Source organism: Jatrophihabitans sp. (assembly GCF_051960575.1).
In the GTDB taxonomy this organism is placed as follows: domain Bacteria; phylum Actinomycetota; class Actinomycetes; order Mycobacteriales; family Jatrophihabitantaceae; genus JBQCEE01.
On the sequence record NZ_JBQCEE010000168.1, the window covers coordinates 22,653 to 29,429 of the forward strand.

5 protein-coding genes are annotated in these 6,777 nt (G+C 73.1%); 3 read left to right on the plus strand and 2 right to left on the minus strand.

Features of this window, described 5'->3' with window-relative positions:
- Positions 1-8 precede the first annotated feature (8 nt).
- The gene (locus ACTHMS_RS09715; protein ID WP_440306457.1) at positions 9-1,259 is read right to left on the minus strand and encodes a glycoside hydrolase family 3 N-terminal domain-containing protein; all 1,251 of its coding nucleotides are present in this window, start codon (positions 1,257-1,259) and stop codon (positions 9-11) included.
- 107 nt (positions 1,260-1,366) lie between these two features.
- Here ACTHMS_RS09715 and ACTHMS_RS09720 point away from each other — a divergent pair, with 107 nt between their 5' ends.
- Complete coding sequence (locus ACTHMS_RS09720) at positions 1,367-2,953, plus strand: IPT/TIG domain-containing protein (RefSeq protein WP_440306458.1); 1,587 nt, start codon at positions 1,367-1,369, stop codon at positions 2,951-2,953.
- A gap of 76 nt (positions 2,954-3,029) precedes the next feature.
- Positions 3,030-4,742: a glycerol-3-phosphate dehydrogenase/oxidase gene (locus ACTHMS_RS09725; protein ID WP_440306463.1), complete on the plus strand. Its 1,713-nt coding sequence runs from the start codon at positions 3,030-3,032 to the stop codon at positions 4,740-4,742.
- A gap of 7 nt (positions 4,743-4,749) precedes the next feature.
- Here the strand turns inward: ACTHMS_RS09725 and ACTHMS_RS09730 are convergent, their stop codons facing one another.
- On the minus strand, positions 4,750-5,799 hold the full coding sequence (locus tag ACTHMS_RS09730; protein WP_440306459.1) for a hypothetical protein: 1,050 nt from the start codon (positions 5,797-5,799) through the stop codon (positions 4,750-4,752).
- A 657-nt stretch (positions 5,800-6,456) separates the two neighbouring features.
- Here ACTHMS_RS09730 and ACTHMS_RS09735 point away from each other — a divergent pair.
- On the plus strand, positions 6,457-6,777 hold a 321-nt coding region (locus tag ACTHMS_RS09735), incomplete at its 3' end, for a hypothetical protein (RefSeq protein ID WP_440306460.1).

Genomic DNA, 6,777 nt, shown 5'->3' on the forward strand with positions numbered 1-6,777 from the left:
CCGGCGGGTCAGTGCAGCAGGCCGAAGCGTTGCTTGGCCTGCAGCACGCGCAGGGCGGCCGCGTCCACGAGCTTCTTGAAGGTGGCGGACGCGCGCACCTGGGCGAGCAGGGCCTGCGTCATCACGCGGGCCTGTGTGGCGTCGATGGTGAGCACCATGTCGCCGCCGGCCTGGATGAACCGCACGGCGCGCTGGCCGACCGGATACCCCGCGACCTGCTTCGCGCCGCCGACGTCGTCGGTGATCACCACACCGGTGAAGCCGAGGTCGTGGCGCAGCATGCCGCTGATGATCGTGCGCGAGAAGATCGCCGGGACGCCCGGCTGGATCTGCGCGTAGCGCGCCGTCGACACCATCACGAACGGCACGTGCTGCCGCACCGCCGCGCGGAACGGCGCGAGGTACGGGTCGTCGCGCGTGGTCGCGGTGTCGGTCACGCCGGCGGTGGTGTCGGTGTTCCCGGTGACGCGACCGAGGCCGGGGAAGTGCTTGACGGTGGCGGCGACGCCGGCGTCGTTCAGGCCCTGCAGGAAGGCCACGCCATGGGTGCGCACGGCGTACGGCGAGTGCCCGTACTCGCGGTCGAGGTCGCCGATGGGCGGGTTCGGTGAGAAGCCCTGGGGCACGGTGTCCATGACCGGTGCGAGGTCGACGTTCACGCCCACGCGCTTCAGCTCGGCGCCCCACGTCCTGGCGTCGGCGCGCAGCGTGGTCGGCGCGATGCGTCCCTGCTGCACGCCGCTCGGGATGCGCGAGAAGCCGTATCCCTGCAGACGCTGGACGTAGCCGCCCTCCTGATCGGTCGAGATCAGCAGTTGCACCTTCGCGGGCGCCACGGCTCGCAGCCCGGCGGTCACGCGCGCGACGACGGTGCGGCCGGCCGTGGTCGTGCCGTCCAGGATCACCGACCCCACGTGGTAGGTGCGGATCGCGGTCACCGTCGCGGACGCCACCGCGGTGCTCGGGCAGTCGACCATGAGCAGCTGGCCCACCCGTTGCGCCTCGGTCATCGCGTTCAGTGCCTTCTGCGCCGGGCTGAGCGTCGTGGTCGCGCTGCCGCCCGGGGCCGAGGGTGTGGACGAGCCGCCGGAGGTCGACAAGTTCGAGCCGCCGGAGGGGGCCGACGAGGCCGACGGGGCCGACGAGGCCGCACTGCCGGAGCTCTGCGACAGCGCGTCGATGCCCGAGCCGCCGCTCGACGTGCAGGCCGTCGCGCCGAGCAGCGCGACGGTGGAGGTGAGCAGCAGGCGGCGTCGCATCCGTCCATCGTCGCGCACCGGGCAAGGACGGGTGATCAGGCGCCCGCGGCCAGGCGTGCCCAGCGCGCCCCTTCCGCCGAGCGCCGTGATCATGCGAGGGTGGGCAGATGCCACGAGCAGCGCGTTCCGGTCGAAATCGCTGCGCACTGGCCGCCGTGCTCGCCGCCGCGTCGCTCGTCGTCGTGCTGCCGGCGCAGGACGCGCACGCCGCCATGCGCAACGAGGTCGGGACGTCGGCCGCGCAGTACGCGACGCGCGCCGGCTACCGCATCGGCATCGCCGTCTACGACACCAAGAACCACACGCTGCACGGGTCCGGCGCCTACCGCAGCGCGTTCGCGTCCGAGTCGGTCGTGAAGACCTTCATCGCGACCCGGCTGCTGGTCACCGGCCAGATGGTCGGCGTCACCGCGCAGATGGCCTACAAGATGATCACGCAGTCGGACGACAACATGGCGACCGCGCTGTACGGGCGGGTCGGCGGCGACTCGTTGATCGACTGGGTGAAGAGCTACTTCCGGGTGCCCGACCTCGGGTCGCGTCCGTGGCGGGCCGGCTGGTGGGGCACCACCCGCATCACGCCGGCCGGGCTGGTCAAGTTCTACGTCAAGGCCAAGGCGAACAGGCGGGTCGGGCCCTGGCTGCTCAACGCGATGCACCACGCCACGAAGTACGGCTCGGACGGCACGTACCAGTTCTTCGGCCTGCCCTCGGCGACGACCCACCCCGCCGTGAAGCAGGGCTGGGGCGGCGACTACGACTACACGACCGCCTGCTTCAACACCACGGGCTTCGTCGACAACGACCGCTACGCCGTGGCGATCCTCGCCCGCGGGCCGATGTCGAGCTACGGCGCCCGCATCGGCTCGATGCTCACCGCGGTGGCGCGTCGGCTGCTGCCCGGGGGTGTCTACCCGGCGCCCATCCCGTTCGTGAGCGCGCTGTCGCGGCACGCCGGCGCGACGACCGGGCACCAGTCGGTGACCGTGCGCGGGTCTGACTTCAGCGGCGTGACCGGCGTGCTGTTCGGCACGACCCGGGCGAGCAACGTGCACGTGCTCTCGCCGGGCGTGCTCACCGCGGACGCGCCGCCGCAGACCCCGCGGACGGTGGCCGTGCACGTGCAGACGACGCACGGGACGTCCGTGCCGACGCTGCGGTCGGCGTTCACCTACGGTGCGCCGCCGGTCGTGACGTCGCTCAGCCGATCGTCCGGTGCGGTGGGCGGTGGTGACCAGCTCACCGTGCGCGGCCACGACTTCGGTTCCCTGGTGCAGGTCAAGGTCGGCACGGCGGTGGCGAAGGTCGTCGGCGCCCCGACGGGCACGTCGGTCACCGTGGTGGTGCCGAAGGCCGCCGCCGCGGGCACGGTGCACGTGCAGGTGGTGACGATCTACGCCGGCTCGGCTCCCGGCGCCGCCGACCAGTACGCGTACGTGGGCGTACCGACGATCACTGCGGTGTCGCCCGACCACGGGCCGGCCGCGGGTGGCACGACGGCCACCATTCAGGGCACCGGATTCGCCGGACCGGTGTCGGTGAGCTTCGGCGGCGTCGCCGCCACCGTGCAGCAGGTGACCCCGACGTCGATCACCGTGCTGACGCGGCACGGCACCGCCGGCCCGGCGGTCCCGGTCACCGTGTCGACCCAGGGCGGCACGGCGACGAAGGCCGGCGCGTTCACCTACGAGTAGTCGCCCCGTCGTCGGGACGGCCGGTCGGGGCGAGGGCTGCGCTAGCGTGCCCGGTGTGGATGCCGACGTCCCACTGATGCCGACGGGCGGTGCGGCGTCCCGGCTGGACGCGGCCTACCGCGAGCTCGCCTGGCAGCACCTGAACCGCGACCGCTTCGACGTGGTCGTGATCGGCGGCGGCGTCACCGGGGCCGGCGCGGCCCTCGACGCCGCCACCCGCGGGCTGTCGACGGCCCTCGTCGAGGCGCGCGACTGGGCGGCCTGCACGTCGAGCCGCTCGTCGAAGCTGTTCCACGGCGGCCTGCGCTACCTCGAGCAGCTCGAGTTCGGGCTCGTTCGCGAGGCACTGCGCGAACGCGAGCTGATGCTGACCCGCCTCGCCCCGCACCTGGTCAAGCCCCAGCCGTTCCTGTACCCGCTGACGCACCGCTTCTGGGAGCGTCCGTACGTCGCGAGCGGGCTGCTGCTCTACGACACCCTCGGCGGCCGCAGCAGCCTGCCGGGGCAGAAGCACCTGTCGGCGCGGGCGGCGCGGCGGCTGTTCCCCGGGCTGCGCGAGGACGCCCTCACCGGCGCCGTCCGCTACTACGACGCGCAGTGCGACGACGCGCGGCACACCCTCACGGTCGCGCGCACCGCCGCCCGCTACGGCGCGGTGGTGCGCTCGTCGACGCAGGCGATCGGCTTCGTCCGCGACGCCGACCGGATCATCGGGGTGCAGGTGTGCGACGCCGAGGACGGGCGGCGCGGGTTCGTCTCGGCCGGCGTGGTGCTGAATTGCACCGGCGTCTGGACGGACACCATCCAGGGCATGTCCGGGGCACGGGGCCGGTTCCGGGTGCGGGCGTCGAAGGGCGTCCACCTGGTCGTGCCCGGCGATCGGATCGTCGGCGACACCGGGCTGATCCTGCGCACGCCGACGTCGGTGCTGTTCGTCATCCCGTGGAAGCGGTACTGGCTCATCGGCACGACCGACACCGACTGGAACCTCGACCTCGCGCACCCGGCCGCCACTCAGCGCGACATCGACTACCTGCTCGAGCAGGTGAACCGCGTGCTCGTGACGCCGCTGACCCACCGCGACATCGAGGGTGTCTACGCCGGGCTGCGCCCGCTGCTCGCCGGGGAGTCGGACGAGACGTCGGCACTCTCGCGCGAGCACGCGGTGGCGCGGGTGGCGCCCGGGCTGGTGTCGATCGCCGGCGGCAAGTACACGACCTACCGCGTCATGGCGGCCGACGCGGTCGACGCGGCGAGCGACGACCTGCCCAAGCGCGTGCCCGACTCCGTCACCGACCGCGTGCCGCTGCTCGGGGCCGACGGCTACTTCGCGCTGGCCAACCAGGCCGACACCCTCGCCACCGAGTACGGGCTGCACCCGCACCGGGTGCGGCACCTGCTCGACCGCTACGGGTCGCTCGTGCGCGACGTGCTCGGTCCCGGGCTCGACGACCCCTCGCTGTTCGCGACCGTGCCCGGTGCGCCGGACTACCTCATGGCCGAGGTGCTCTACGCGGTGACGCACGAGGGCGCGCTGCACCTCGACGACATGCTCACCCGCCGCACCCGCATCTCGATCGAGACGCCGCACCGCGGGGTCGACTCGGCGTCCGCCTGCGCCGAGTTGATGGCGCGGGTGCTCGGCTGGTCGGAGGACACGCGCCGCGCCGAGGTCGAGCACTACGTGGCGCGGGTCGAGGCCGAGCGCGAGTCGCAACGACGCCCGGACGACGCGGCCGCCGACGCGGTGCGGCTCTCGGCGCCGCCGTCGCGGGCCTTCCTCGCCTAAGCTCGCCCTACTCGACGTCGAAGCAGGTGCGCACCTCGTCGACGAGGGCGTTCCAGTCGTCCTTGTCGATCGTGGGCCCGTCCAGCACGTCGGTGTCGCCCTCGAGCCGACAGAAGTCGGCCAGCTCGCGCAGCAGTTCGGCCGCCTCGGCCGACGGCTTGCGCAGGTCGTGCACCTCGTCGTCGGTGGGGGCGAACGCGGCGTCGTCGTCGACGTCCGCCAGCTCGCCCCACCACTCCAGCCGTTGCAGCGGGTGGTCGGTGGCGGTGCGGCAGTAGCGCGCGAGGTCGGCGACCTCGGTGAACACGGCGATGCGACCGTCGGCGCCGAGGAAGCCGACCTCGGTCTCGTCGCTGTTCGAGCTGGCCGGGATGTCGGCGCGCACGGTGTAGTACGTCCCGTCGCGCAGCATGAGCGCGATCGGCTGGGCGCCGACGCGGTCCCACACGTCCTCGCCGTCCGTCAGGTCCGACGCGTCGAAGTCGCCCTCCCAGCGCAGCCACGACTCGACGCGGCCGAGCGCGCGCTCCCAGGTCTCGGCGATGGTGTCGCCCAGCTCGTTCCAGCGCTTGGCGCCGTCGCGCCCCTGGTAGGTGATGTCCTCGTCGACCAGCTCGGCGTAGGCGGGCGTGCCCTCGACGAGCCGGCGCAGGGCGCCGTCGTCGCAGCAGTCGGCGATCTTGGCGACCATGTCGACGACGTTCGCCAGCGCCGAGATGTGCACCGGGTCAGGGTCGCCGGACGCCCACTCGTACACGCCGTCCAGGTCGTAGTGGTCCTCGGGGTCGGGCCTGAGGTCGTCGGGCGTGCTGCCGAGCACCTGCCCGTAGGCGGGGTGGTCGGACAGGTCGTTCTCCTCGCCGGACGCGATGAACTGCGCCAGTTCGCGCGTGCTGGCGTAGAGCAGGATCTTGGCGCCGTCGCCGAGGAAGCCCTGCCACTCCTCGCCGTCCTCGTCCTCCCACGGCGGCGCGTAGAGCGTCACGCCGGTGCGGCCGTTGACCGTCAGCAGGATCGGGATGATCGTCGAGTCACTGGCAGGGGAGGTGCCGGGCATACGCCGGAACCTACCCGGTGCGGCCTCCGGTGCCCCGGACCGCCCGTGGCCGGTGTTCGTGGCGATCGGGTCTGCCCGCGCCGGCGGGGCGGCTCCGCGCCGGTCCTGTTGGCGTGCGGCGATCGGGTCTGCCCGCTCGGACGAGGCGGGGTACGGCCTCGGTGTCCGGTGTTCGCGGCGATCGGGTCTGCCCGCGCTGGCGGGGCGGTTCGGGGGACGGCGCTCGGTGTCCGTGTCCGGTGTTCGCGGCGATCGGGTCTGCCCGCGCCGGCGGGGCGGTTCGGGGAACGGTGTCCGGTGTCCGTGTCCGGTGTTCGCGGCGATCGGGTCTGCCCGCGCCGGCGGGGCGATTCGGGGGACGGCGCTCGGTGTTCGCAGCGAATCGGGTCTGCCCGCTCAGACGAGGCGGGACCGAGGCGCGGCGAGGCGCGGCGAGGCGCGGCGAGGCGCGGCGAGGCGCGGTTGCCTCGGTTAAGCGGGCAGACCCGATGCCGGCGGATCGCAAGGTTCCTGGGCGGTTGCCTCGGGTAAGCGGGCAGACCCGATGCGTGCGGACGGCCGGGGTGGCCTGCGGTTGCCTCGGGTGTGCGGGCAGACCCGATGGCATACGGACGGCCAGGGTGACGTGCGGTTACCTCGAACCTGCGGGCAGGCCCGATGCGCGCGGACGGCGAGGGGTTGCGTGCGGTTGCCTCGGGTGTGCGGGCAGACCCGATGTGCGCGGACGGCACGTGGCGCTCCGTCGCCGACGGGGCGGTGCTCGCGTTTTCCACAGCCTTGGGCGCGATCCGGCGCGCGACGGTGCTGGTCGGGCAGGGTCGCGGCATGACGGACCACAGTGCCGACAGTGCCGACAGTGCCGACAGTGCCGACAGTGCCGACAGTGCCGACAGTGCCGACAGTGCCGACAGTGCCGACAGTGCCGACAGTGCCGACAGTGCCGACAGAGCCGAGAGTGCCGACAGAGCCGACAGTGCC

What these genes read in the sequence shown, in the direction of transcription:
- ACTHMS_RS09715 (WP_440306457.1), bottom strand. Translation starts at nt 1,259, where the DNA reads ATGCGACGCCGCCTGCTGCTCACCTCCACCGTCGCGCTGCTCGGCGCG.
- ACTHMS_RS09720 (WP_440306458.1), top strand. Translation starts at nt 1,367, where the DNA reads ATGCCACGAGCAGCGCGTTCCGGTCGAAATCGCTGCGCACTGGCCGCC.
- ACTHMS_RS09725 (WP_440306463.1), top strand. Translation starts at nt 3,030, where the DNA reads ATGCCGACGGGCGGTGCGGCGTCCCGGCTGGACGCGGCCTACCGCGAG.
- ACTHMS_RS09730 (WP_440306459.1), bottom strand. Translation starts at nt 5,799, where the DNA reads ATGCCCGGCACCTCCCCTGCCAGTGACTCGACGATCATCCCGATCCTG.